Annotated in this window: 19 protein-coding genes; 16 read left to right on the plus strand and 3 right to left on the minus strand. The window is 61.3% G+C overall.

Annotated features, from left to right (window positions below):
• Positions 1 to 131 precede the first annotated feature (131 nt).
• The 5 genes from CXQ82_RS28855 (at position 132) to CXQ82_RS28875 (ending at position 4135) form a co-directional block, all read left to right on the plus strand.
• Complete coding sequence (locus CXQ82_RS28855) at positions 132 to 1076, plus strand: choline ABC transporter substrate-binding protein (protein ID WP_101273335.1); 945 nt, start codon at positions 132 to 134, stop codon at positions 1074 to 1076.
• Between the two features lie 73 nt (positions 1077 to 1149).
• Positions 1150 to 2037, plus strand: coding sequence for a 3-keto-5-aminohexanoate cleavage protein (locus tag CXQ82_RS28860; protein ID WP_101273336.1), 888 nt, complete (start codon positions 1150 to 1152; stop codon positions 2035 to 2037).
• 123 nt (positions 2038 to 2160) lie between these two features.
• Entirely contained in the window at positions 2161 to 3126 is a 966-nt protein-coding gene (locus CXQ82_RS28865; protein ID WP_101273337.1) for an L-carnitine dehydrogenase, read from the plus strand.
• 13 nt (positions 3127 to 3139) lie between these two features.
• Positions 3140 to 3616 (plus strand): thioesterase family protein, encoded by a 477-nt coding sequence (locus CXQ82_RS28870; protein WP_101273338.1) that lies wholly within the window; start codon positions 3140 to 3142, stop codon positions 3614 to 3616.
• A 255-nt stretch (positions 3617 to 3871) separates the two neighbouring features.
• Entirely contained in the window at positions 3872 to 4135 is a 264-nt protein-coding gene (locus CXQ82_RS28875; RefSeq protein WP_010207120.1) for a hypothetical protein, read from the plus strand.
• Between the two features lie 106 nt (positions 4136 to 4241).
• On the opposite strand, the gene CXQ82_RS28880 is transcribed toward CXQ82_RS28875, so the two are convergent.
• Both CXQ82_RS28880 and CXQ82_RS28885 read right to left on the minus strand, forming a co-directional pair.
• Entirely contained in the window at positions 4242 to 5345 is a 1104-nt protein-coding gene (locus tag CXQ82_RS28880) for a GlxA family transcriptional regulator (RefSeq protein ID WP_005792167.1), read from the minus strand.
• Positions 5346 to 5855: 510 nt separating this feature from the next.
• Positions 5856 to 7232 carry an L-serine ammonia-lyase gene (locus tag CXQ82_RS28885; protein ID WP_101273339.1) on the minus strand — a complete coding sequence of 459 codons (1377 nt, stop codon included), beginning with the start codon at positions 7230 to 7232 and terminating at the stop codon, positions 5856 to 5858.
• Between the two features lie 570 nt (positions 7233 to 7802).
• Between CXQ82_RS28885 and CXQ82_RS28890 the strand changes: the two genes are divergently transcribed.
• The 3 genes from CXQ82_RS28890 to choV all read left to right on the plus strand — a co-directional run bounded on the left by CXQ82_RS28890 (position 7803) and on the right by choV (position 10840).
• Positions 7803 to 8750, plus strand: coding sequence for a choline ABC transporter substrate-binding protein (locus CXQ82_RS28890; RefSeq protein ID WP_101273340.1), 948 nt, complete (start codon positions 7803 to 7805; stop codon positions 8748 to 8750).
• 69 nt (positions 8751 to 8819) lie between these two features.
• Positions 8820 to 9665 (plus strand): choline ABC transporter permease subunit, encoded by an 846-nt coding sequence (gene choW / locus CXQ82_RS28895; RefSeq protein ID WP_017735985.1) that lies wholly within the window; start codon positions 8820 to 8822, stop codon positions 9663 to 9665.
• On the plus strand, positions 9662 to 10840 hold the full coding sequence (choV, locus tag CXQ82_RS28900; RefSeq protein ID WP_101273341.1) for a choline ABC transporter ATP-binding protein: 1179 nt from the start codon (positions 9662 to 9664) through the stop codon (positions 10838 to 10840). Before choW ends, choV begins: the two co-directional genes overlap by 4 nt.
• 252 nt (positions 10841 to 11092) lie before the next feature.
• Here choV and CXQ82_RS28905 read toward each other — a convergent pair whose 3' ends face one another.
• Positions 11093 to 13027 (minus strand): BCCT family transporter, encoded by a 1935-nt coding sequence (locus CXQ82_RS28905; protein ID WP_241088986.1) that lies wholly within the window; start codon positions 13025 to 13027, stop codon positions 11093 to 11095.
• 391 nt (positions 13028 to 13418) lie between these two features.
• Between CXQ82_RS28905 and betI the strand changes: the two genes are divergently transcribed.
• The 8 genes from betI to dbpA all read left to right on the plus strand — a co-directional run bounded on the left by betI (position 13419) and on the right by dbpA (position 24489).
• Positions 13419 to 14012 carry a transcriptional regulator BetI gene (betI, locus tag CXQ82_RS28910; protein ID WP_101273343.1) on the plus strand — a complete coding sequence of 198 codons (594 nt, stop codon included), beginning with the start codon at positions 13419 to 13421 and terminating at the stop codon, positions 14010 to 14012.
• A 111-nt stretch (positions 14013 to 14123) separates the two neighbouring features.
• Positions 14124 to 15596 (plus strand): betaine-aldehyde dehydrogenase, encoded by a 1473-nt coding sequence (betB, locus tag CXQ82_RS28915; protein WP_101273344.1) that lies wholly within the window; start codon positions 14124 to 14126, stop codon positions 15594 to 15596.
• A 157-nt stretch (positions 15597 to 15753) separates the two neighbouring features.
• A complete protein-coding gene (gene betA, locus CXQ82_RS28920) occupies positions 15754 to 17448 on the plus strand; it encodes a choline dehydrogenase (RefSeq protein WP_101273345.1) in 1695 nt (564 codons plus the stop codon).
• A gap of 206 nt (positions 17449 to 17654) precedes the next feature.
• Entirely contained in the window at positions 17655 to 19097 is a 1443-nt protein-coding gene (locus CXQ82_RS28925) for a TldD/PmbA family protein (protein ID WP_101273346.1), read from the plus strand.
• Positions 19097 to 20413 carry a TldD/PmbA family protein gene (locus tag CXQ82_RS28930; protein ID WP_101273347.1) on the plus strand — a complete coding sequence of 439 codons (1317 nt, stop codon included), beginning with the start codon at positions 19097 to 19099 and terminating at the stop codon, positions 20411 to 20413. The genes CXQ82_RS28925 and CXQ82_RS28930 overlap by 1 nt, the downstream gene beginning before the upstream one ends.
• A gap of 253 nt (positions 20414 to 20666) precedes the next feature.
• Entirely contained in the window at positions 20667 to 21557 is an 891-nt protein-coding gene (locus tag CXQ82_RS28935; RefSeq protein WP_101273348.1) for an alpha/beta fold hydrolase, read from the plus strand.
• Between the two features lie 36 nt (positions 21558 to 21593).
• Positions 21594 to 23021: a multidrug transporter subunit MdtD gene (gene mdtD / locus CXQ82_RS28940; RefSeq protein WP_101273349.1), complete on the plus strand. Its 1428-nt coding sequence runs from the start codon at positions 21594 to 21596 to the stop codon at positions 23019 to 23021.
• Positions 23022 to 23151: 130 nt separating this feature from the next.
• On the plus strand, positions 23152 to 24489 hold the full coding sequence (dbpA, locus tag CXQ82_RS28945; RefSeq protein ID WP_241150965.1) for an ATP-dependent RNA helicase DbpA: 1338 nt from the start codon (positions 23152 to 23154) through the stop codon (positions 24487 to 24489).
• Positions 24490 to 24562 lie beyond the last annotated feature (73 nt).

Below are 24562 nucleotides of genomic sequence, written 5' to 3' on the forward strand. Positions count from 1 at the left end.
AGAGCACAGGTCGCTGCAGTGCAAGAGCTGGTCGCCGCCGTGCGTTTTGTCGGGCGCCAAGCTGCGTAACTTGATCCCACGGCGCACAAAGACGCCGGCCCCCACAATAACGACCTGCCGAGGGACCCACCATGAATCGACTGATCAGCCGCTGTGTGCTCGCACTCAGCGCCAGCGCCATCTTGAGCACGAACGTACTGGCTGCCGACGCGGCATCCTGCCAGAACGTGCGCATGGGCGTGGTGAACTGGACCGACGTAATCGCCACCAGCGCCATGACCCAAGTGTTGCTCGACGGCCTCGGCTACAAGACCAAACAGACCAGCGCCTCCCAGCAAATCATCTTCGCCGGCATTCGTGACCAGCGCCTGGACTTGTTCCTCGGCTACTGGAACCCACTGATGACCCAGACCATCACGCCGTTCGTCGACGCCAAGCAAGTCAAAGTCCTCGACAAACCCAGCCTGGAAGACGCCCGCGCCACCCTCGCCGTACCGACTTACCTGGCCGACAAAGGCCTGAAAACCTTCGCTGATATTGCCAAATTCGATAAAGAACTGGGCGGCAAGATCTACGGCATCGAGCCCGGTTCGGGTGCCAATACGCAGATCAAGGCGATGATCGCCAAGAACCAGTTCGGCCTGGGCAAGTTCCAACTGGTGGAGTCCAGCGAAGCCGGCATGCTCGCCGCCGTCGACCGCGCCGTGCGCCGCAAGGAAGCCGTGGTGTTCTTCGGCTGGGCGCCGCACCCGATGAACGTCAACGTGGCCATGACTTACCTCACCGGCAGCGACGACGCCCTTGGCCCGAACGAAGGCATGGCCACGGTATGGAGCGTCACCGCGCCGACCTACGCCGAGCAGTGCCCCAACGTACACAAGTTGCTGACCAACCTGACCTTCACCGCCGCCGACGAGAGCCGGATGATGCAGCCACTGCTGGATCATAAGGACGCCCTCGAATCCGCCAAGCAATGGCTCAAGGATCACCCGCAAGACCAGGCCCGCTGGCTTGAGGGCGTGACCACTTTCGACGGCAAACCGGCTGCGGCCAACCTGCAACTGACCAGCAAGTAACCATTTTCAAATCACCGTTTCGCGGTCATTTCCGACCGCGAACGGCGCCACCACGCCTGTAAGGAACCGCCTCATGAACCACGACGTCATCATCACCTGCGCACTCACCGGTGCTGGCGACACGACCAGCAGAAGCCCGCACGTGCCGGTCACCCCCAAACAAATCGCTGCCGCTGCGGTAGAAGCTGCCAAGGCCGGCGCCACGGTTGTGCACTGCCACGTGCGCGACCCGCAAACCGGCAAGTTCAGCCGCGATGTGGCCCTGTACCGCGAAGTGATGGAGCGTATCCGCGAGGCCGACATCGACATCATCGTCAACCTCACCGCCGGCATGGGCGGCGACCTGGAGATCGGCGGCGGCGAGAACCCGATGGAGTTCGGCCCCAACACCGACCTGGTCGGCCCGCTGACCCGCCTCGCCCATGTGGAAGAGCTGCTGCCGGAAATCTGCACCCTGGACTGCGGCACGCTGAACTTCGGCGATGGCGACACCATTTACGTATCCACCCCTGCGCAATTGCGGGCCGGCGCCAAACGCATCCAGGAACTGGGCGTTAAGGCCGAGCTGGAAATTTTCGACACCGGCCACCTGTGGTTCGCCAAGCAGATGATCAAGGAAGGCCTGCTGGATAACCCGCTGTTCCAACTGTGCCTGGGCATCCCGTGGGGCGCACCGGCCGACACCACCACCATGAAAGCCATGGTCGACAACTTGCCCGCCGACGCGGTGTGGGCCGGCTTTGGCATCGGCCGCATGCAAATGCCGATGGCGGCGCAGGCAGTGTTGCTGGGTGGCAACGTGCGGGTTGGGCTGGAAGACAACCTGTGGCTGGACAAGGGCGTGCTTGCTACCAATGGCCAACTGGTAGAACGCGCCAGCGAGATCCTCAGCCGCCTGGGCGCGCGGGTCCTCACCCCCGCCGAAGGCCGCGCCAAAATGGGCCTCACCAAACGCGGTTAAACATGTGGGAGGGGGCTTGTCCCCGATAGCGGCGTGTCAGTCGATGCATTCGGTGCTGATCCACAGCCATCGGGGGCAAGCCCCCTCCCACAAGGGTTCTTCACATTACTCGGGATCGTTGCCATGCGCTTTATCACAGAAATCAAAACCTTCGCCGCCCTCGGCAGCGGTGTTATCGGCAGCGGCTGGGTATCCCGCGCCCTGGCCCATGGCCTGGATGTGGTCGCCTGGGACCCGGCGCCCGGTGCGGAAGCGGCCCTGCGCAAACGTGTCGCCAATGCCTGGGGAGCCCTGGAAAAACAAGGCCTGGCGCCGGGTGCATCCCAGGACCGCCTGCGCTTTGTGGCGACGATTGAAGAGTGCGTGAAAGACGCCGACTTCATCCAGGAAAGCGCCCCGGAACGCCTGGAGCTGAAACTCGACTTGCACAGCAAAATCAGCGCAGCGGCCAAGCCAGATGCATTGATCGGCTCCAGCACCTCGGGCCTGCTGCCGAGTGAGTTCTACGAGGGTTCCACGCACCCGGAACGCTGCGTGGTCGGCCACCCGTTCAACCCGGTATACCTGCTGCCACTGGTGGAAGTGGTCGGTGGCAAAAATACCGCGCCAGAGGCGATCCAGGCGGCGATCCAGGTGTACGAAGCCCTCGGCATGCGCCCGCTGCATGTACGCAAGGAAGTCCCCGGGTTTATCGCCGACCGTTTGCTCGAAGCACTGTGGCGTGAGGCACTGCACTTGGTGAATGACGGCGTGGCGACCACCGGTGAAATCGACGATGCCATCCGTTTTGGCGCCGGCTTGCGCTGGTCGTTCATGGGCACCTTCCTCACTTACACCCTGGCTGGCGGCGACGCTGGCATGCGCCACTTCATGGCGCAGTTCGGCCCGGCCCTACAACTGCCATGGACCTATCTGCCGGCCCCAGAACTGACCGAGAAATTGATCGACGACGTGGTGGAGGGCACCAGCGATCAACTCGGCACCCACAGCATTTCAGCGCTGGAGCGCTATCGTGATGATTGCCTGTTGGCAGTGCTGGAGGCGGTCAAAACCACCAAGGCCAAACATGGCATGACTTTCGCCGAATAACGGGACCCCCACCATGCCTGCACTGACGACCTACACCACCCAAGTCCAACCGGACTGGGTGGACTACAACGGCCATCTGCGCGACGCGTTCTATTTGCTGATCTTCAGCTACGCCACCGACGCGCTGATGGACACCCTGGGCCTGGACAGCCAGAACCGCGAAGCCAGCGGCCACTCGCTGTTCACCCTGGAGCTGCACCTGAACTACCTGCACGAAGTAAAACTCGGCGCCGAGGTTGAAGTGCATACGCAACTGATTGCCCACGACGCCAAGCGCCTGCACCTCTATCACAGCCTGCACTGGGTAGGTGATGAAAAGGAACTGGCTGGCAACGAGCAGATGCTGTTGCACGTCGACTTGACTGGGCCGCATTCGGCACCGTTTACCGCGGCGACACTGGCACGACTTGCCGCCATCAGCGCCGAACAGACCGACCTGCCACGCCCCGCCCTGCTCGGCCGCGTGATTGGTTTGCCCGCAAAAAAATAGACGCGCAAAAAAAACCCGTTGCAGCCGTGACTGGAACGGGGAAGAGAGCCTTGTGAGAGCCGTGCATCCCGAGGGTGACCAAACCTTCAAGCTGCTTGCTTGGTCACCAGTGTGCCCATTAGTGCTGTCGGCAAATGGCCCGAAAACGACATGCTCATAGCCATCTGAGCCATTCGCGTATTCAGCCCTTGCCGACCGCTTGAGCGGCTACCAGAATCCAGCTCAGACCCCGCTCCCCTCACCAGGATAAACGCCATGATGCATGCGGATTTGATTGACCAGGATGACCTGCTGGGCCAACTGCGCTCACTGGGTTTTGAAGTGTCCAGCGGCGCCACCGCCGAGCAGGCTTGCGAATGCGCCGTGCGCGGCTTGAGCGAAGCGCGCGCCAAGGCGCTTAAGGGCATGGTTGAGCAGATGTACACCGGTAGCGCGACGATTTTGCCGGCGGTAAGGCAGGCGATTGATAAGCAGTTGTTGCCGGCTTTGGTGCAGTTCAAACAGAATTCTGGCGCCTGATAGATCGCTTTCGCGAGCAAGCCCGCTCCCACATTTGACCGAGTTCCATCTTTGAAATGCAGTCGAATGTGGGAGCGGGCTTGCTCGCGAATGCAGTCAACTCGGTCTAGAGCCTTACACTCGCGAAAGTCGACTCATTGCGAGCCTGGCTCAACGCCGACATCGGCCCCGACAGCGGTGACAACACCAGCGCCTGTGGAATCGGCATCATCGCCACTTGCTGGGTGGTGTTGGAGCCTACGCGCTCATCGCGTGGCGGAATGCCGAAGTATTCGCGGTAGCACTTGGAGAAGTGCGGCGTGGACACAAACCCGCACACCGACGCCACTTCGATGATCGACATCGGCGTTTGCTTGAGCAACTGCCGCGCACGGATCAGGCGCAGCTTCAGGTAATAACGCGACGGCGAGCAGTGCAGGTATTTCTGGAACAACCGCTCCAGCTGCCGCCGCGAAACCGCGACGTAAACCGCCAGTTCATCCAGGTCGATTGGTTCTTCCAGGTTGGCTTCCATCAGCGCGACGATTTCCTGCAGCTTCGGCTGGTTGGTGCCGAGCATGTGCTTGAGCGGCACACGCTGGTGATCCTGTTCGTTGCGGATGCGTTCGTACACGAACATCTCAGAGATCGCCGCCGACAGCTCACGGCCGTGATCGCGGCTGATCAGGTGCAGCATCATGTCCAGCGGAGCGGTGCCGCCCGAACTGGTGAAACGGTTGCGGTCGAGGGTGAACAGGCGTGTGCTCATCGCCACGCGCGGGAAGGCTTCCTGCATCGACGCCAGGCATTCCCAGTGCACGCTGCAATCAAAGCCATCGAGCAAACCGGCGCAGGCCAGGGCCCAACTGCCGGTGCACACCGCACCGAGACGGCGCGACTGACGCGCCTGGCTTTGCAGCCACGACACATGCTCACGGGTGACAGTACGCTGGATACCCACGCCGCCACACACGATCACCGTGTCCAGGGCCGGGGCTTTGTGCATGGAGGCATCGGGAGTGATTTGCAGACCGTCGCTGGCCCAGACCTGGTTGCCGTCGACACTCAGGGTTGTCCAGCGATACAGCTCGCGGCCGGACAATTGGTTGGCCATGCGCAGCGGTTCCACGGCCGACGCCAGGGAAATCAGCGTGAAATTGTCCAGCAGCAAAAAGCCGATGGATTGAGGCGCACGGTTCTGGGGTTGGGCCCCGGAGTTGAACGACGTCATCGCGGTATCTCCTCACACAAAGCGGGTGATGGCCTCAGGCGAGGCTCTTGTTATTGCGCTCATCTCCTGCAAAGAGAGAGGCTTTTGAATTGATAGAGCAAATGCCATGCCTAAATTTGAATGGCTATTCAATAACTCCTGAAAACGACCTGTTGATGCGTCTATATAAGCCCGCGCGGGAAGTGCGGGATATGACTCGAAAAGGGTGTAGGAGTGAGCCCACTCAACGTGTGTGAGCAGATCGGTAGCACTTGTGGGAAGGCGCTTTGAGGGCGTAGGAAAAGTCTGTCACCGCAGGCACGGGTGACGGGTGGTCAGGCGGGAAATCGTTTGCAGGCTACTTATCTGTTTGCGACGCGCTAAAAGGTGGCGCTTTTGGTTTGGGTGTTCACTTTATGAGCAGTCTTGGGCGGACTACCGCTATCGGGGGCAAGCCCCCTCCCACACTTGAATGTATTCACAATTCAAAGGGTGGGAGGGGGCTTGCCCCCGATTAGCAGCAACTCGATCTCAGCACTCCACCGCGCTGACCGCCAACCCACCCCGCGAAGTCTCTTTGTACTTGTCATGCATGTCCGCCCCGGTATCGCGCATGGTGCGGATGACCCGGTCCAGGGAGATGAAGTGCTGGCCGTCGCCACGCAACGCCATCTGCGCCGCGTTGATCGCCTTGACCGCCGCAATCGCATTGCGCTCGATGCACGGCACTTGCACCAGCCCGCCCACCGGGTCGCAAGTGAGGCCGAGGTTGTGTTCCAAGCCGATTTCGGCGGCGTTGCACAATTGCTCCGGCGTGGCGCCGAGGATCTCCGCCAGCCCCGCCGCCGCCATGGCGCAGGCGGAACCCACCTCGCCCTGGCAACCGACTTCGGCACCGGAAATCGAGGCGTTCTTCTTGCACAGAATGCCCACCGCCGCCGCGCCCAGCAGGTAGTCGACCACGTTGGCTTCGGTTACTTCTTCGCTGAACTTCATGAAGTAGTGCAGCACCGCCGGAATAATCCCCGCCGCGCCATTGGTAGGCGCGGTCACCATGCGCCCACCCGCGGCGTTTTCTTCGTTGACCGCCAGGGCAAACAAGTTGACCCACTCCATGGCGCTCAAGGTCGAGCCGATCACATTGGGCTTGCCCAACTCCTGCAGGCTGCGATGCAGCTTGGCCGCGCGGCGCCGCACGTTGAGGCCGCCGGGCAGGATGCCTTCGTGCTTGAGGCCCTGCTCCACGCAGTCCTGCATGGCGCGCCAGAGTTTCATCAGGCCACTGCGGATTTCTTCTTCGGAGCGCCAGACCTTTTCGTTGGCCATCATCAACTCGGCGACGCGCAGGTTGTGGGTCTTGCACAGCTGCAACAGCTCCACCGCGCTGGAAAAATCGTAGGGCAATACAGTGCGATCCATATCCGCCACGCCGCTTTGCGCCTGGGCTTCATCCACCACAAAACCGCCACCCACGGAGTAGTAGGTATCGCGGTGCAACTCGCCGTCATCGCCGCACACCACCAGGGTCATGGCGTTGGGGTGGAACGGCAGGTTTTCGTCAAGCAGGCGCATGTCCCGTGCCCATACAAACGGCACCGGCAAACGCCCATCCAGCAGCAGGGTGTCGGTTTCGCGCAGGGTGTGGATACGCACGCCGATCTGCGACGGATCGATCGCGTCCGGCCACTCGCCCATCAGGCCCATGATGGTCGCAGTGTCGCTGCCGTGGCCGATGCCGGTGGCCGATAACGAGCCGTAGAGCTGAACTTCGACGCGCCTGACTTGTTCCAACAGTTCACGTTCACGCAGTGCTTGAACGAACAACGCCGCGGCGCGCATGGGGCCGACGGTGTGAGAACTCGAAGGCCCGATGCCGATCTTGAACAGGTCGAAAACGCTGATAGCCATTGCCGTGAAACTCCTCAGTGAGCAGGCCAGACATGAACAAGCTGCTACGCTCGTAGCTCGCGTGACCGTTTATCGAGCCCTAGTTCGGATGCCAGGTGTCCATAGCCAAGGCGCTGTGACGAGTCATAGCTCCGCTATGGCAAGGAGCAGCAACGCAGGATATGGGCAACTGGCGCCGAACTAAGGCTCAAGAAACGGTCATGCGAGCTGCCTGCCCAGATTGCGGCATCATCAGGCTTTTATCTGTCATCACGGCGTCTCACACCGACGTAACCATGCTCACCAACGCCGCCCTTGTGCGATCAGGCGTTTTGGCCGTTTTTAGCGGTGCAGATCGGTAAAAACAGCAGTTTTGCCTTTGGAAAAATCTGTAAGCGACGTCACCGACACTGGATACGACCATCCCTGTACTGGATACGACGCCCCCTGTAGGCGTCAGATTTTCACTGGTACATGATCAGTCTCGACTCGTTTGCAAGGCACCGTGCCAGAGCTGTCACCGCACACTCCAACCGCAACACTTATAAAGCGCGGCGAATGCCGCCAGAAAAAACACAGGAGTCTACCCAGATGAAAGGTTCACCCTCGTTGTTGTTGGCCGCCATGCTGAGTCTGCCAGTGATGGCAAACGCTGCAGAACCGGAACAGTGCAAGACCGTCAACTTCTCCGATGTCGGCTGGACCGACATCACCGTCACCACCGCGACCACCAGCGAAGTCCTCAAGGGCCTTGGCTACAAGCCACGCACCACGATGATTTCGGTACCAGTGACCTACAAGTCCCTGGCCGACGGCAAGAACATGGACATCTTCCTCGGCAACTGGATGCCGACCATGGAAAACGACATCAAGCAGTACCGTGATGCCGGCACCGTGGAAACCGTACGCGCCAACCTGGAGAACGCCAAGTACACCCTGGCGGTCCCCGAGGCGCTGTATGACAAGGGCCTTAAAGACTTCGCCGATATCGCTAAATTCAAGGATGAGCTAGGTGGCAAGATCTACGGGATCGAGCCTGGCAACGACGGCAACCGCACCATCCAGACCCTCATCGACAAGGACGCCTTCGGCCTGAAAACCGCCGGCTTCAAAGTTGTCGAGTCCAGCGAAGCCGGGATGCTCTCGCAAGTGGAACGCGCTTCCAAGCGTGGCCAGGCCATTGTGTTCCTTGGCTGGGAACCACACCCGATGAACACCCGCTTCAAGATGAAGTACCTGACCGGGGGTGATGATTCATTCGGCCCCAACTACGGCCAGGCCACTATCTACACCAACGTACGCAAGGGCTATACCCAAGAGTGCAGCAACGTGGGCCAGTTGCTGAAAAACCTGTCGTTCACCCTGAACATGGAAAGCACCCTGATGGGTAACGTCCTGGACGACAAAATGAAACCCGATGCCGCGGCCAAGGCCTGGCTGAAAGCCAACCCGCAAGTGCTCGACACCTGGCTGGCCGGTGTCACCACCGTTGATGGCAAACCTGGTCTCGACGCAGTCAAAGCTTACCTCGCCAAGTAATTCCTGCTGACCCCGGGCTGGTGCGCTGGCCCGGGATGTTTTCCCCTTCGCATGTGGACATTCACTACCATGCTGACTGAACAGAAAATCCCACTAGGCCAGTACATCGCTGCCTTCGTCGAATGGTTGACCCAACACGGCGCCAACTACTTCGACGCAATCGCATCGACACTGGAAACGATGATCCACGGCGTGACGTTCGCGCTGACCTGGTTCAATCCGCTGGCATTGATCGGTCTGATTGCGCTGCTGGCTCACTTTATCCAACGTAAATGGGGCCTGACGGTATTTGTCATTGCCTCCTTCCTGCTGATCCTCAACCTGGGGTACTGGCAGGAAACCATGGAGACCCTGGCGCAGGTACTGTTCGCCACCCTGGTCTGCGTGGTCATCGGTGTGCCGCTGGGCATTGTTGCCGCGCACAAACCGCTGTTCTACACCATGATGCGGCCGGTACTCGATCTGATGCAGACCGTACCGACCTTCGTCTACCTCATCCCTACCCTGACCCTCTTCGGGCTGGGTGTGGTGCCTGGGTTGATTTCCACGGTGGTGTTCGCGATTGCCGCGCCGATCCGCCTGACCTACCTGGGTATCCGTGACGTACCGCAAGAGTTGCTCGACGCCGGCAAAGCCTTTGGCTGCTCGCGCCGTCAGTTGCTCTCGCGCATTGAACTGCCCCACGCCATGCCGAGCATCGCCGCCGGCATTACCCAATGCATCATGCTGTCGTTGTCGATGGTGGTCATCGCGGCCCTGGTGGGCGCCGACGGCCTCGGCAAGCCAGTGGTCAACGCGCTGAACACCGCGGATATCGCCCTGGGCTTCGAAGCCGGCCTGGCGATCGTATTGCTGGCCATCATGCTCGACCGCATCTGCAAACAACCCGACGCCAAAGTAGGGGGTGATGCATGAGCATTATCCGATTCGACAATGTCGATGTGATCTTCTCCAAAGACCCGCGCGAAGCCCTCAAGCTGCTCGACCAGGGTATGCACCGCAACGAAATCCTGAAAAAGACCGGGCAGATTGTCGGCGTTGAAAAAGCCAGCCTGGACATCGAGAAAGGCGAAATCTGCGTGTTGATGGGCTTGTCGGGCTCCGGCAAATCGAGCCTGCTGCGCTGCATCAACGGCCTCAACACCGTGAGCCGTGGCCAGCTGTTCGTGGAGCACGAAGGGCGCCAGATCGACATCGCCTCCTGCACCCCGGCCGAGCTGAAAATGATGCGCACCAAGCGCATCGCCATGGTGTTCCAGAAATTCGCCCTGATGCCTTGGCTGACGGTGCGCGAAAACATCAGCTTCGGCCTCGAAATGCAGGGCCGCCCGGAGAAAGACCGACGCAAACTGGTGGACGAAAAACTTGAGCTGGTGGGCCTGACCCAATGGCGCAACAAGAAGCCGGACGAGCTGTCCGGCGGCATGCAGCAGCGCGTCGGCCTGGCCCGTGCGTTGGCGATGGACGCCGATATCCTGCTGATGGACGAACCCTTCTCCGCCCTCGACCCCTTGATCCGCCAAGGCTTGCAGGACGAGCTGCTGGAACTGCAACGCAAGCTGAGCAAGACCATTGTGTTCGTGAGCCACGACCTCGATGAGGCGCTGAAACTCGGGAGCCGCATCGCGATCATGAAAGACGGCAAGATCATCCAGTACAGCGTGCCGGAAGAAATCGTGCTGAACCCGGCGGACGACTATGTGCGTACTTTCGTCGCGCATACCAACCCGCTGAACGTGCTGTGCGGCCGCAGCCTGATGCGCACGCTGGACAACTGCACACGGGTGAACGGTTCGGTCTGCCTGGACCCGGGCGGCGACTCATGGCTGGACCTGGCCGAAGGCAACACCATCCAGGGCGCCCGTCAGAATGGCGTGGTGATGAACCTGCAGAACTGGGCACCGGGGCAAGCGGTAGAAGGTTTGGGCCGCCTGCCGACGCTGGTGGATTCGAATATCGGCATGCGCGATGCGCTGCAGATTCGTTATCACACCGGTAACAAGCTGGTGTTGCATGACAACAACAAAGTCGTGGGGATCCTGGGCGACAGTGAGCTTTACCATGCCCTCTTGGGCAAGAACCTCGGCTGACAAACACTGCAAAACCCACTGTAGAAACTGGGTTCAAATGTGGGAGGGGGCTTGCCCCCTCCACCCAGTTGGACCCAGCAGTTTAAGCGGCACCGCAAAATAAATGTGGGAGCGGGCTTGCTCGCGAATGCGGTGCATCAGTAACAGAAGTACCGACTGACACACCGCATTCGCGAGCAAGCCCGCTCCCACATTTTGAACTGCTTACACATAAAAAAGCGGCACCAGTGAAGGCGCCGCTCCGCTCACCTATCAGCTATAGACACGGCCAAGGAGCTGCCGATGGCTTTCAAACTGATCAAGCACGTCCCGGGTGATCTGTTCCTGGGCGAAGCCCATCAGGTCGTACTCCTGAGGCCCGTTGTGCAGGTACACCTCGGCACGGTAATAGCGGGTGCGTTCTTCTTCAGGCAAGTCGTTCGGCGCCGCCGAGTAAGCATCCAGGCTCACCTCGTAGACAAACGGGTTGCCCTCTTCCATCTCGATACGCACACCGATGCAGCGCTTGGATTTGCCCAACAGTGTCTGCACTTCCAGCCCTTGGTCACGCAACGCGCTCGCGGCTTCTTCCAACGCCGGCGTTACGTGCTTGTCCATAAAACGCTGCACGGTGGCCTGGCTTGGTTGCAGGTCCAACGCCGTCAACCGCTCGCTGAAACCACGACGGCCACGCTCGGCCAATTGCGCCTGCTCTTGTTCGATGGCCACATCCTGGCGCATCGCCTTGTGCAAACCGAACATGAAGAAAATCAGCACCACCGAGAACGGCAGCCCCGCCAGCACCACCATGGTTTGCATGGCTTCGAAGTTACCCGCAAACAGCAGGCCGATGGTCACCAGGGTGATCACCGCCGACCAGAAGATCCGCAGCCAGTGCGGCGCATCTTCATCCACGTTGCCGCCCTTGCAGGAAAGATTCGCCATCATCACCGCGCCGGAGTCCGCCGGGGTCAGGAACAGCACGAAGCCTACAAAGATCGACACACCGATGACGATTTTCGACGCCGGGTAATGCTCCAGCAGCTGGTAGATGGCCATGGATGGCTGTTCCAGCGCGGTCTTGCCCAACTCCACCGCCCCGTGGTTCAGCACCAGGTCCAGGGCCGAGTTACCAAAGATCGACAACCATGCCAGGGTAAAGCCCAGCGGGATCAGCAACACGCCAGCCACCAGCTCACGCACCGTGCGACCACGGGAAATACGTGCGATGAACATACCCACGAATGGCGCCCAGGAAATCCACCAGGCCCAGTAGAACAGGGTCCACAGGCCCATCCAGCGCTCGGTCTTGTCGGCGTCGCCTTCATACACGTACAAGTCGAAGGTTTTCAGGATGATGCCGTTGAGGTAGTCACCGGTGTTCTGCACCAGGCCGTTGAGCAGGTGCAAGGTCGGGCCAAACAGCAGCACAAAGATCAGCAAGCCGCTGAACAGCACAATGTTGAGGTTGGACAGGCGGCGAATGCCGTTCTCCACGCCCGACACGGCGGCGATGGTCGCCACGGTGCTCATCACAATGATCACGATCAGCAGGTTGGTGTTGCTGTGCTGCATGCCGAACAGGTTTTCCAACCCGGACGACACTTGCATCGAACCAATCCCCAGGTTGGTCACCAGGCCGAGCAGGGTCACGAACATGCCGAAGCCGTCCACCGCATGGCCGGCCGCACCCTTCACCCAACGCTCGCCCACCAGCGGGTACAGCGCCGAACGCAAGGCCAGCGGCTGGTTGTGACGGTACGCAAAGTACGCCACGGCCAGGCCGACCAGTGCATAAATCGCCCAGCCATGCAGGCCCCAGTGCAGGAAGGTCAGTTGCAACGCCTGGCGTGCCGCGCCATTGCTGGCGGCGGCGCCTTCGGGCGGGTTGAAGTAGTGGTCCAGCGGCTCCGAGGCACCGAAGTACAGCAGCGAGATGCCGATACCCGACGAGAACAGCATGCCGGCCCAGGCGCCGTAGCTGAAGTCCGGGGTGTCGTCCTTGCTACCCAGTTTCAACTTGCCGTAGGACGAAAACGCCAGGCCGACCACGAACACCAGGTAAGCGGCGATGACCACCATGTAGTACCAGCCGAAGCTTTTCGAAAGCCACGCCTGGGCAATACCAAGCATGCGCCCGGCCTCCTGCGGGGCGATGATCAGGATGGCAGTCAACAACAGAATCAGCGCGGTGGAGGTGTAGAACACCCAACCGTTGACCCGAACCTTTTCCGGCGGGGTCTTTATAAGAGAGGCAGAACTCATGGCGCAGATGCTCCGGGCAGTGCGAGAGAGAAACACAAGGCAACGGTTATCCCGGGACATCGATTTATCGGCAGTCGACGGACGGGTGTTATAAAGACACCCCGAAAATTCTTGAGCCCCACCGAAGCAGTGCCCAGGCCCTGATACGGCCTGTTTCAAGGGTTTTTGCAGGTGTCAGATGTCGCAGCTCCCAGGTAGGAAAAACCTGTAGGCAGCGACCATTTGTCGCAGATCTTATTCTTTGTTGATTGAACGTTCAATCAAAACAAAATAGACTGGCCCTCAAGCCGACGGACGTTTATCGCCCATCGGCAGGCCTAAGGAGAGGTGCAACATGCCCAAGGTCGGTATGCAACCCATACGCCGCCAGCAGTTGATCGAAGCCACGCTCACGGCCATCGATCAGGTCGGAATGGGAGATGCCAGCATTGCGCTGATCGCCCGTTTGGCCGGCGTCTCGAACGGCATCATCAGTCACTACTTTCAGGACAAGAACGGCCTGATCGCCGCGACGATGCGCTACCTGATGAATGTGCTGATCGAGAACGTCCACGAACGCAGGCAAGCGTTGAAGGACGACAGCCCCCGTGCCCACCTGCAGGTGATCATCGGCGGCAACTTCGACGCCAGCCAGGTCAATGGCCCGGCAATGAAAACCTGGTTGGCCTTCTGGGCCACCAGCATGCACCACCCGGCTTTGCACAGGCTGCAGCGGATCAACGATCACCGTCTGTATTCCAACCTGTGCTGTCAGTTCCGCCGTGTGCTGCCGCTGCCTGAAGCACGCAGCGCAGCCCGAGGCCTGGCGGCCCTGATCGACGGTTTGTGGTTGCGCGGCGCCCTGTCGGGAGACGCTTTCGACACGGAGCAGGCGCAACGGATCGCTTACGAATACATGGATTTCCAATTGGCCAAGCAGGTGAGTTAGAGCACCTATAAACCGCTCAACCCCTGAACGTCTGCCGCTCTGTGTTGCCACACCCTTATGGCCCACTTTGCGGCGGGTAACGCCAACCACTTATGCACTTGCGAGGACTTTATGGCCCGTTTCGACCTGCAAAAACTCTACATTGACGGCGGCTACAGCGACGCTGGCAGCGATGCCACCTTCGAAGCCATCAACCCGGCTAACGGTGAAGTTCTCGCCCAAGTGCAACGCGCTACCAAAGACGACGTTGAACGTGCCGTGGTCAGCGCCGAAAAAGGCCAGAAAATCTGGGCCGCCATGACGGCCATGGAGCGTTCGCGCATCCTGCGTCGTGCCGTCGACATTCTGCGCGAGCGCAACGACGAGCTGGCCGCCCTGGAAACCCTGGACACCGGTAAAGCGTTCTCCGAAACCAAGTACGTCGACATCGTCACCGGCGCCGACGTGCTGGAATACTACGCAGGCCTGGTGCCGGCGATTGAAGGCGAGCAGATCCCGCTGCGCGACACGTCCTTTGTCTACACCCGCCGCGAGCCGCTGGGTGTGGTGGCCGGTATCGGCGCGTGGAACTACCCGATCCAGATCGCCCTGTGGAAATCCGCACCGGCCCTGGCCGCCGGTAACGCGATGATCTTCAAACCCAGCGAAGTCACCTCGCTGACCACCCTGAAACTGGCCGAGATCTACACCGAAGCCGGCGTTCCGGCTGGCGTGTTCAACGTCCTGACCGGCAGCGGCCGTGAAGTCGGCACCTGGCTGACCGAGCACCCGCGCATCGAGAAAGTCTCGTTCACCGGCGGCACCGACACCGGCAAGAAAGTCATGGCCAGCGCTTCGAGCTCTTCGCTCAAAGAGGTCACCATGGAACTGGGTGGCAAGTCCCCGCTGATCGTATTCGAAGACGCCGACCTCGACCGCGCCGCCGACATCGCGATGATGGCCAACTTCTACAGCTCCGGCCAGGTCTGCACCAACGGCACTCGCGTGTTCGTACCCAAGCACCTGCAAGCGGCCTTCGAGGCCAAGATCGTCGAGCGCGTTGCACGCATCCGCGTTGGCAGCCCGCAGGATGACAACACCAACTTCGGCCCGCTGGTCAGCTTCGCCCACATGGAAAGCGTGCTCGGCTACATCGCCAAAGGTAAGGAAGAAGGCGCCCGCGTACTGTGCGGCGGCGACCGCCTGACCGACGGCGAATTCGCCAAAGGCGCGTTTGTTGCCCCGACCGTGTTCACCGACTGCACCGACGAAATGACCATTGTCCGTGAAGAAATCTTCGGCCCGGTGATGAGCATCCTCACCTACGAAACCGAAGAAGAAGTGATCCGCCGCGCCAACGACACCGACTTCGGCCTGGCCGCTGGCCTGGTGACCAAAGACCTGAACCGCGCCCACCGCGTGATTCATCAGCTGGAAGCGGGTATCTGCTGGATCAACGCCTGGGGCGAGTCCGACGCGAAGATGCCGGTCGGTGGCTACAAGCAATCCGGTGTGGGCCGTGAGAACGGCATCAGCTCGCTGAACAACTTCACCCGCATCAAATCGGTACAGGTTGAGCTGGGCGACTACGCCTCGGTGTTCTAAGAACCCGGGCCTTGTATTGCCTGTGAGGCCGCCATCGGGGCGGTGCGACGATTCGACAAGCCCCCTCCCACATTTTGACCGTGTAAACCCGATCAAGTGTGGGGGGGCTTGCCCCCGGTGAGGCCCGACCTGACCACACTTCAAAGAGGGTGCATTTATGTCCCAAGAATACGATTACATCATTGTGGGTGCCGGCTCCGCCGGTAACACCCTGGCGACCCGTCTGACCGAAGACGAAGGCGTCACCGTCCTGCTGCTCGAAGCCGGCGGCCCGGACTACCGTCTCGATTTCCGTACCCAGATGCCAGCCGCCCTGGCCTTCCCACTGCAAGGCCGCCGCTACAACTGGGCCTACGAAACCGATCCTGAGCCACACATGGACGGCCGCCGGATGGAATGCGGTCGCGGCAAGGGCCTGGGTGGTTCCTCGCTGATCAACGGCATGTGCTACATCCGTGGCAACGCCATGGACTACGACAACTGGGCAAAACTTCCAGGCCTGGAAAACTGGACGTACCTGGACTGCCTGCCGTATTTCCGCAAAGCCGAAACCCGTGACATCGGCCCCAACGACTGGCACGGCGGCGATGGCCCGGTCAGCGTGACCACGCCAAAAGCCGGCAACAACCCACTGTTCCACGCCATGGTTGAAGCTGGCGTGCAGGCCGGTTACCCGCGCACCGAAGACTTGAACGGCTACCAGCAGGAAGGCTTCGGTCCGATGGACCGTACCGTCACGCCGAATGGCCGTCGCGCCAGCACCGCGCGCGGTTACCTGGACACGGCTAAAAAGCGTTCAACACTGACCATCGTCACCCACGCCCTCACCGACAAAGTGCTGTTCGAAGGCAAGCGTGCGGTTGGCGTGCGTTACCTGATCGGCGCCGCCGAAGAGCGCGTTGAAGCCCGCGCGCGCAAAGAAGTGTTGGTGTGCAGCGGCGCAATCGCTTCGCCGCAACTGCTGCAACGCTCCGGTGTTGGCCCGGCCAAACTGCTGGAAAGCCTCGACATCCCGGTGGTCCACGACCTGCCTGGCGTCGGCGAAAACCTGCAGGACCACCTTGAGCTGTACCTGCAATACGCCTGCACCCAACCGGTGTCGCTGTACCCGTCGCTGCTCTGGTACAACCAGCCGGCCATCGGTGCCGAGTGGCTGTTCAACGGCACCGGCATCGGCGCCAGCAACCAGTTCGAAGCGGGCGGTTTCATCCGCACCCGTGAAGAGTTCGATTGGCCGAACATCCAGTACCACTTCCTGCCGGTTGCGATTAACTACAACGGCAGCAACGGTGTGAAAGAGCACGGTTTCCAGGCGCACATGGGCTCCATGCGTTCGCCAAGCCGTGGTCGCATCCAACTGAAGTCGAAGAACCCACGCGACTACCCGAGCATCCTCTTCAACTACATGGCCACCGAGCAGGACTGGCAGGAATTCCGCGACGGCATCCGCCTGACCCGTGAAATCATGCAGCAGCCGGCGCTGGACCAATACCGCGGCCGCGAAATCAGCCCGGGTATCGAAGTGCAAACCGATGAGCAACTCGACAAGTTCATCCGCGAGCACGCCGAAACCGCGTTCCACCCGTCCTGCTCGTGCAAGATGGGTACCGACGAGATGGCCGTAGTGGACGGCGAAGGCCGCGTACATGGCATGCAGGGCCTGCGTGTGGTGGATGCGTCGATCATGCCGATCATCACCACCGGCAACCTGAACGCGCCAACGATCATGATCGCCGAGAAAATCGCCGACAAGATCCGTGGCCGCCAGCCGCTGCCGCGCAGCACTGCGGACTACTATGTGGCCGGCGATGCGCCAGTGCGTGGTAAGCCGTTGCGTGAGATTGCGCAGTAACTGATACACCGCGGCGCGCCCATCGGGGGCAAGCCCCCTCCCACATTTTGATCGTGTGAACCCGATCAAGTGTGGGAGGGGGCTTGCCCCCGATGAGTTCCTACCAGACGGTCCAAAACCTCCTGCCTACACTTTCCTTGATCAGCTCCCAGCCCAGGCCTACTCTGTTCGCCTGCCCGCGCCGAGCCGCCCACAAGGAAGGCCCCATGTTCGACCATCACGCCACACTGAAAAAACACTTCGGTGCCCTGCGCACCAGCGCTGAATTTTTCTCCCTGCGCTATGTACGCGAATCCGGCCAGTACCTGTCGGTACGCAAAAACGTCGCCGAGCCGCCCAGCCTGAGCCACGACGAAGGCGCGATGCTCACCGTGCGCCTCAACGGCGTCGAAGCCTACGCCGCCACCCATGACATTTCCCTGTCCGGCCTGCAAGCCGCCCTCGAACGTGCCGAACAGCAAGCCCGGCAGATCCGGCCCCACGCCCTGCTCGACCTGCGCGACCAGCAGGTTTCCAGTGATGTGGCCGACTACCTGTCGCCAGACCTCGACCAGCCCTTCCCCTCCTTGAGTGACTGCTACCAATTGCTCGGCGACGAGTCCGCCGCCGTGCCCCAGGACGAGCGTCTGGTGAGCTGGGAAGTGAGCCTGGGCCTGACCCACGTCGAACAGATCTACCTCAACAGCGCCGGCGCCGAACTGCGCCAGGCGCAACGTTTTGTGTTCCCGGGTGTGAGCGTCACGGCCTATGACGGCAATGACAGCCAGACGCGCACCCTGGGCGGCACCAACTTCGGCCAGCAAGGCGGCTTCGACGTGATCAGCCGCTTCGGCCTGCAAGGCGCAGCCCCCAAAGTCGCCGACAGCGCCCTGCAACTGCTGTTGGCGCCCAACACCCCTACCGGGCCGCGCGACCTGTTGCTGATGCCCGACCAGATGATCCTGCAGATCCACGAGTCCATCGGCCACCCGCTGGAGCTGGACCGCATCCTCGGCGATGAGCGCAATTACGCCGGTACCAGTTTTGTGAAGGCCGAAGACTTCGGCCACCTGCAATACGGCTCCAACCTGCTCAACGTGACCTTCGACCCGGAGATTCCCGAGCAACTGGCCAGCTACGCCCACGACGACGACGGCACCCGCGCCAGCAAGCAGTTCCTGATCCGCGAAGGGTTGCTGCTCAAACCGTTGGGCGGGGCACTCTCGCAATTTCGTTCCGGCATGAGCGGCGTGGCCAACAGCCGTGCCAGCAGCTGGAACCGCGCACCGATCGACCGCATGGCCAACCTCAATATCGAGCCCGGCGACAAGAGCATGGCGCAGCTGATCGGCGGCATCGAGCACGGCATCCTGATGTCCACCAACCGTTCCTGGTCGATTGACGACGCGCGCAACAAATTCCAGTTCGGTTGCGAATGGGGCCAATTGATCGAAAACGGCGAACTCAAGGGCGTGGTGAAAAACCCCAACTACCGGGCCATTTCCGCGCAGTTCTGGCGCAACCTCAGCGCCGTCGGCGATGCCAGCACCTCGCGGGTCCTGGGTACGCCCAACTGCGGCAAAGGTGAGCCGAACCAGGTGATCCGCGTCGGCCATGCTTCGCCGGCCTGCGTGTTCAGCAACATTGATGTATTCGGGGGGGATGCCTGATGAATAACTTCAAGGCATTGGTCGACTGGCTCAAGCAGGCCATCACCGAGACAGAACAGTTCCACTTGGGTTATGCCGCGGAATCGTCCGAGTTCGTGCGCTTCAACCACGCCAAAGTACGCCAGGCCGGGCAGGTGCAACAGGCCAGCCTCAACCTGAAACTTATCCATGACGGGCGCCATGCCGACTTGAGCATCACCCTCGCCGGTGAACCCGAACTGGACCGCCAGCGCCTGGCCGCCGGCCTGCAACAGCTGCGCGAGACCTTGCCGCTGCTGCCGCCGGACCCGTACCTGCTGCTCAACCACGACGCCTGGCACAGTCATAACGGACAGGCCCAACCCCTGCCGGACCTGGCCCAGGTACTCGAAGACATCAGCCAGGCAGCGCAGGGCGCAGACTTGGTGGGTATCTACGCCGCCGGCCCGATCAGCCGTGGGTTTGCCAGCTCGAACGGCGCATTTGGCTGGCATCAGGCCAATAGCTTCAACTTCGATTTCAGCCTGTTCCACGCCAATGGCGAAGCCGTGAAAGCCAGCTACGCCGGCAACCAATGGGACAGCGCCGAATTCGCCCGCCGCTTCCAACTGGCCCGTGAGCAGCTGGAATTCCTCGGCCGCCCGCTGCACTCACTGGCACCCGGCGAGTACCGTGCCTACCTGGCCCCGGCAGCGCTGGAAGAAATCATCAGCCTTATCACCTGGGGTGGGTTTTCCGCGCAGGCCATCGCCAGCAAAGGCAGCTCGCTGCAAAAGCTCTACGCCGGCGAGCAGCATTTGAGCCCGCTGGTGAGCGTCGACGAACAGATCAGCGGCTCGTTGAGCCAGGCGTTCTCCAGCGAGGGCTACCCGCGCGGTGATGTCACGCTGATCAACGCCGGCAAGGCCGACGGCCAACTGGTGAACTCGCGCAGCGCCGCCGAATACGGCCTCAGCGCCAACGGCGCCAGCAGCGACGAATCCCCCACCGCATTGCAGATGGCGGCGGGCACCCTGGCCCAGGCCGACATTCTCAAGCAACTGGGCACCGGGCTGTACATCAGCAACCTGTGGTACCTGAACTACTCCGACCTGCCCGCCGCACGCCTGACCGGCATGACGCGCTTCGCCACGTTCTGGGTGGAAGACGGCGTGATCAAGGCGCCGGTGAGTACCATGCGCTTCGATGACAGTGTGTACAGCTTGCTCGGCTCGCAGTTGGAAGCCCTGACCGCGGAGCGGGAATTGCTGCTGTCGGCCAGTACGTATGGCCAGCGCAATACCGCGTCCAACCTGCTCCCTGGCGCCCTGGTCAAGCGCCTGACGCTAACCCTCTAAACACCGAAGATCCAATGTGGGAGGGGGCTTGCCCCCGATGACGGTGTATCAGTTGAAATATCTTAAACTGAACCACAGTCATCGGGGGCAAGCCCCCTCCCACATTGCTTTGCGGTGATTTCAGATACTTCGTTTCACCTATTCCTACCACCAAATCCCATCTCATCGCTCTCCCCCTGCAGCCTGTTGTCGCCTGTAAAAAACCTCGTTATAAAGGTTAGTGGCATACCGCCACCGCACAGGAAGTCCCGCGATGAACCATGGAAGTTTCGTCTTACAAAAGCTGTTCAAACACTACAACGTTCACGTCGAGCAACTGGGTAACGACCCGCACAAGAAAACCGTGCTGATGGTCAACGGGGCCCTGTCCACCACGCGGTCCTTTGCGCGCACCAGCAAGTGCCTTTCCGAGCATTTCAATGTGCTGCTGTTCGACCTGCCGTTCTCCGGCTACTCGCGTGAACACAACACCGACCTGGACCTGGTGACCAAGGACGACGAGGTGCAAATCCTGCGTGCCCTGGTGGAGCGCTTCCAGGTCAACCACCTGGTGTCAGCCTCCTGGGGTGGCATCTCCACGCTGCTGACCCTGGCGCACAACCCGCCTACCATCGAAAGCTCGGTGGTGATGGCCCTGGCGCCCAACCTCAACCAGGCCATGCTCGACTATGTGGAGCGCGTGCGCGTGCTGATCGAGGCTGATGACAAATCCGCCGTCGGCCACCTGCTCAACGAAACGGTCGGCAAATACCTGTCACCGCGCCTCAAGCGCAACAACCATCGCCACCTGTCGAACATGGCCACCACCGAGTACCGCCAGGCGCGTTTTCATATCCACCAGGTGCTGGCCCTGGGCGATGGCAACTACCTGCCGGCCCTCAGGCAGATTGAAACGCCGGTGCACTTTCTCAACGGCACGCTGGACGAATACACCCCCGCTGCCGAGGCTCGGCTATTCCAGCACTATGTAGGCCGCAGCAGCTTTGCCGTCGCCGAACACACCGGCCATTTGCTCGACCTGGAGTCCCGCGAGGCGGCCCTGGCGGTGCACCGTGCGCTGTTGGATTTCCTGGTGGGCGAGCACGCAACACTGTCGGAATTAGACGAACAGCCTGTGGGAAAAGGAGCGACGAATGGCGCATAATCGCCAACACATAGCCTGCTAACAAAAAGGTCCCCCATGCCGAATCGTGTCCCGCTCGATGCCAAGACCGCCCGCTGGCTCCCCTGGGTGGTGGCGATTGCCTTCTTCATGCAGTCGCTGGACGGGACGATTCTGAACACGGCACTGCCGGCCATGGCCCGGGACCTGGCGGAAAACCCATTGCGCATGCAAGGGGTGGTGATCGCCTACATGCTCACCGTCGCCTTGCTGATCCCGGCATCGGGCTGGATCGCCGACCGCTTCGGCACCAAAAAAATCTTTTTCGGCGCGATCATGCTGTTCAGCATCGGCTCGCTGCTGTGCGCCTTGTCCAGCAGCTTGAGCATGCTGGTGGGCGCGCGGGTGATCCAGGGCTTGGGTGGCGCGCTGATGCTGCCCGTTGGCCGCCTGGTGGTGCTGCGCGCCTACCCCCGCTCCGAACTGGTGCGGATCATGGGCTTCATCACCATCCCCGGCCTGCTCGGCCCGCTGCTCGGCCCGACCATGGGCGGCTGGATGGTGCAATACCTGACCTGGCACTGGATCTTCCTGATCAACCTGCCGGTGGGCATGATCGGTTGCTACGCCGTGTGGAAGTTCATCCCCGACCTGCGGGGCAGCGAACGCACGCGCTTTGATGGCATCGGCTTCCTGCTGTTTGGCGCGGCGATGGTGTTGATCACCATCGCCATGGAAGGCTTGGGCGAACTGCACCTGCCGCACCTGCGGGTGATGTTGCTGCTGTTCGGCGGGCTGGCGTGCCTGGCGGCGTACTGGCTGCGAGCCGGGCATATCGATAACCCGCTGTTTTCGCCGGTGCTGTTCAAGACGCGCACCTTCGCCGTGGGCATCCTCGGCAACCTGTTTGCGCGCCTGGGCAGCGGCGCGCTGCCGTTCCTGGTGCCGCTGCTGTTGCAGGTGGCGTTGGGCTATTCGCCGTCGGAGGCCGGCATGAGCATGCTGCCGCTGGCGGCGGCGGCAATGTTTGCCAAGTCCATCGCCCGCCCGCTGATCGAGCGCGTGGGTTACCGCATCGTGCTCACCGGCAACACCCTGGCGCTGGGGATCATGCTGGCGAGCATGGGCCTGGTCACCGAACACACGCCCTACCCGCTGCTGCTGGCGATGCTGGCCGTGCTCGGCGCAATTAACTCGCTGCAATTTACCGCGATGAACACCGTGACCCTGATCGACCTCGACGACGCCCAGGCCAGCAGCGGCAACAGCTTGCTCTCGGTGGTGGCGCAGTTGTCCTTGAGCCTGGGGGTGGCCTGCGCCGGTGCGCTGCTGGGCGGGTTTACCGCAGAAACCGGCAACGACGGTGTCAGCACGGTGCTCGGCGCGTTCCAGCTGACCTTCCTTACCGTGGGCATCATGGCGATGCTGGCAGCGGCGATCTTCCTGCAATTGTCGCCAAAAGACGGCAAACGCGTGGCCAGCCCGGAGCAACATATCGAGCATTAACGGGCTTCTCGTCTAGAACTTGCGGGGAAATTCCCACAGGGCTGGTACACTGCGCGACATTTTGTTTTGCAGAGCCAGTCCCGTGACTACCATCGCCACCGCTTTTAATACTTTGCCGCTCTCCGCCGCCATGCTGGCTAACCTCGACTCGCTGGGTTATGTCGAGATGACGCAGATCCAGGCGCAAAGCTTGCCGGTGATCCTCAAGGGGCTGGACCTGATTGCCCAGGCCAAGACCGGCAGCGGCAAGACCGCCGCCTTCGGTATCGGCCTGTTGAACCCGATCAACCCGCGCTACTTCGGCTGCCAGGCCCTGGTGATGTGCCCAACGCGCGAACTGGCCGACCAGGTGGCCAAGGAAATCCGCCGCCTGGCCCGCGCCGAAGACAACATCAAGGTGCTGACCCTGTGCGGCGGCGTGTCCCTCGGCCCGCAAATCGCCTCCCTTGAACACGGCGCCCACGTCATCGTCGGCACCCCGGGCCGTATCCAGCAGCACCTGCGCAAGGGCTCGCTGGTACTCGATGGCTTGAACACGCTGATCCTCGACGAAGCCGACCGCATGCTCGACATGGGCTTCTACGACGCGATCGAAGACATCATCAGCAAGACCCCGGCCCGTCGCCAGACCCTGTTGTTCTCGGCCACCTACCCGGTGAGCATCAAGCAACTGGCGTCCAAGTTCATGCGCGCGCCGCAGCAGGTTAAAGCCGAGGCCTTCCACTCCGACGACCAGATCGAACAGCGTTTCTTCGAAATTTCCCCGGAAGAACGCATGGACGCCGTGACCAAGGTGCTCGCGCACTTCCGTCCGGCCTCCTGCGTGGCGTTCTGCTTTACCAAGCAGCAAGTGCAGGAAACCGTGGATCACCTGACCGCCAAGGGCATTTCCGCGGTCGGCCTGCATGGCGACCTGGAACAGCGTGACCGTGACCAGGTACTGGCGATGTTCGCCAACCGCAGCACCTCGGTGCTGGTTGCCACCGACGTGGCGGCCCGGGGTTTGGACATTGACTCGCTGGACATGGTGATCAACGTCGAACTGGCCCGCGATTCGGAAATCCACATCCACCGTGTAGGCCGTACCGGCCGTGCCGGTGAGACTGGTATCGCGATCAGCCTGGTGGCGCCGTCCGAAGCGCATCGCGCCCAGGCCATCGAGCAACTGCAGAAGTCGCCGCTGAACTGGGACCAACTGGACAACCTCAAGCCGCAAAGCGGTGGCCCGCTGCTGCCACAGATGAGCACCTTGTGCATCGCTGCCGGCCGTAAAGACAAGGTTCGCCCGGGCGACATCCTCGGCGCACTGACCGGCGACGCCGGCATCCCGGGTGCCCAGGTCGGCAAGATCGCGATCTTTGATTTCCAGGCCTTCGTGGCCGTGGAACGCGGGATCGCCAAGCAGGCCTTGCAGCGCTTGAATGACGGCAAGATCAAAGGCCGCTCGTTGCGCGTGCGGATCCTGTAAAGATCTCAAGCTATACAGAGATCTAAATGTGGGAGCGGGCTTGCTCGCGAAGGCGGTGGATCAGTCAACTTAT

It is taken from the genome of Pseudomonas sp. S09G 359 (assembly GCF_002843605.1).
Taxonomy (GTDB): Bacteria; Pseudomonadota; Gammaproteobacteria; order Pseudomonadales; family Pseudomonadaceae; genus Aquipseudomonas.

What these genes read in the sequence shown, in the direction of transcription:
- CXQ82_RS28855 (WP_101273335.1), top strand. Translation starts at nt 132, where the DNA reads ATGAATCGACTGATCAGCCGCTGTGTGCTCGCACTCAGCGCCAGCGCC.
- CXQ82_RS28860 (WP_101273336.1), top strand. Translation starts at nt 1,150, where the DNA reads ATGAACCACGACGTCATCATCACCTGCGCACTCACCGGTGCTGGCGAC.
- CXQ82_RS28865 (WP_101273337.1), top strand. Translation starts at nt 2,161, where the DNA reads ATGCGCTTTATCACAGAAATCAAAACCTTCGCCGCCCTCGGCAGCGGT.
- CXQ82_RS28870 (WP_101273338.1), top strand. Translation starts at nt 3,140, where the DNA reads ATGCCTGCACTGACGACCTACACCACCCAAGTCCAACCGGACTGGGTG.
- CXQ82_RS28875 (WP_010207120.1), top strand. Translation starts at nt 3,872, where the DNA reads ATGATGCATGCGGATTTGATTGACCAGGATGACCTGCTGGGCCAACTG.
- CXQ82_RS28880 (WP_005792167.1), bottom strand. Translation starts at nt 5,345, where the DNA reads ATGACGTCGTTCAACTCCGGGGCCCAACCCCAGAACCGTGCGCCTCAA.
- CXQ82_RS28885 (WP_101273339.1), bottom strand. Translation starts at nt 7,232, where the DNA reads ATGGCTATCAGCGTTTTCGACCTGTTCAAGATCGGCATCGGGCCTTCG.
- CXQ82_RS28890 (WP_101273340.1), top strand. Translation starts at nt 7,803, where the DNA reads ATGAAAGGTTCACCCTCGTTGTTGTTGGCCGCCATGCTGAGTCTGCCA.
- choW (WP_017735985.1), top strand. Translation starts at nt 8,820, where the DNA reads ATGCTGACTGAACAGAAAATCCCACTAGGCCAGTACATCGCTGCCTTC.
- choV (WP_101273341.1), top strand. Translation starts at nt 9,662, where the DNA reads ATGAGCATTATCCGATTCGACAATGTCGATGTGATCTTCTCCAAAGAC.
- betI (WP_101273343.1), top strand. Translation starts at nt 13,419, where the DNA reads ATGCCCAAGGTCGGTATGCAACCCATACGCCGCCAGCAGTTGATCGAA.
- betB (WP_101273344.1), top strand. Translation starts at nt 14,124, where the DNA reads ATGGCCCGTTTCGACCTGCAAAAACTCTACATTGACGGCGGCTACAGC.
- betA (WP_101273345.1), top strand. Translation starts at nt 15,754, where the DNA reads ATGTCCCAAGAATACGATTACATCATTGTGGGTGCCGGCTCCGCCGGT.
- CXQ82_RS28925 (WP_101273346.1), top strand. Translation starts at nt 17,655, where the DNA reads ATGTTCGACCATCACGCCACACTGAAAAAACACTTCGGTGCCCTGCGC.
- CXQ82_RS28930 (WP_101273347.1), top strand. Translation starts at nt 19,097, where the DNA reads ATGAATAACTTCAAGGCATTGGTCGACTGGCTCAAGCAGGCCATCACC.
- CXQ82_RS28935 (WP_101273348.1), top strand. Translation starts at nt 20,667, where the DNA reads ATGAACCATGGAAGTTTCGTCTTACAAAAGCTGTTCAAACACTACAAC.
- mdtD (WP_101273349.1), top strand. Translation starts at nt 21,594, where the DNA reads ATGCCGAATCGTGTCCCGCTCGATGCCAAGACCGCCCGCTGGCTCCCC.
- dbpA (WP_241150965.1), top strand. Translation starts at nt 23,152, where the DNA reads ATGCTGGCTAACCTCGACTCGCTGGGTTATGTCGAGATGACGCAGATC.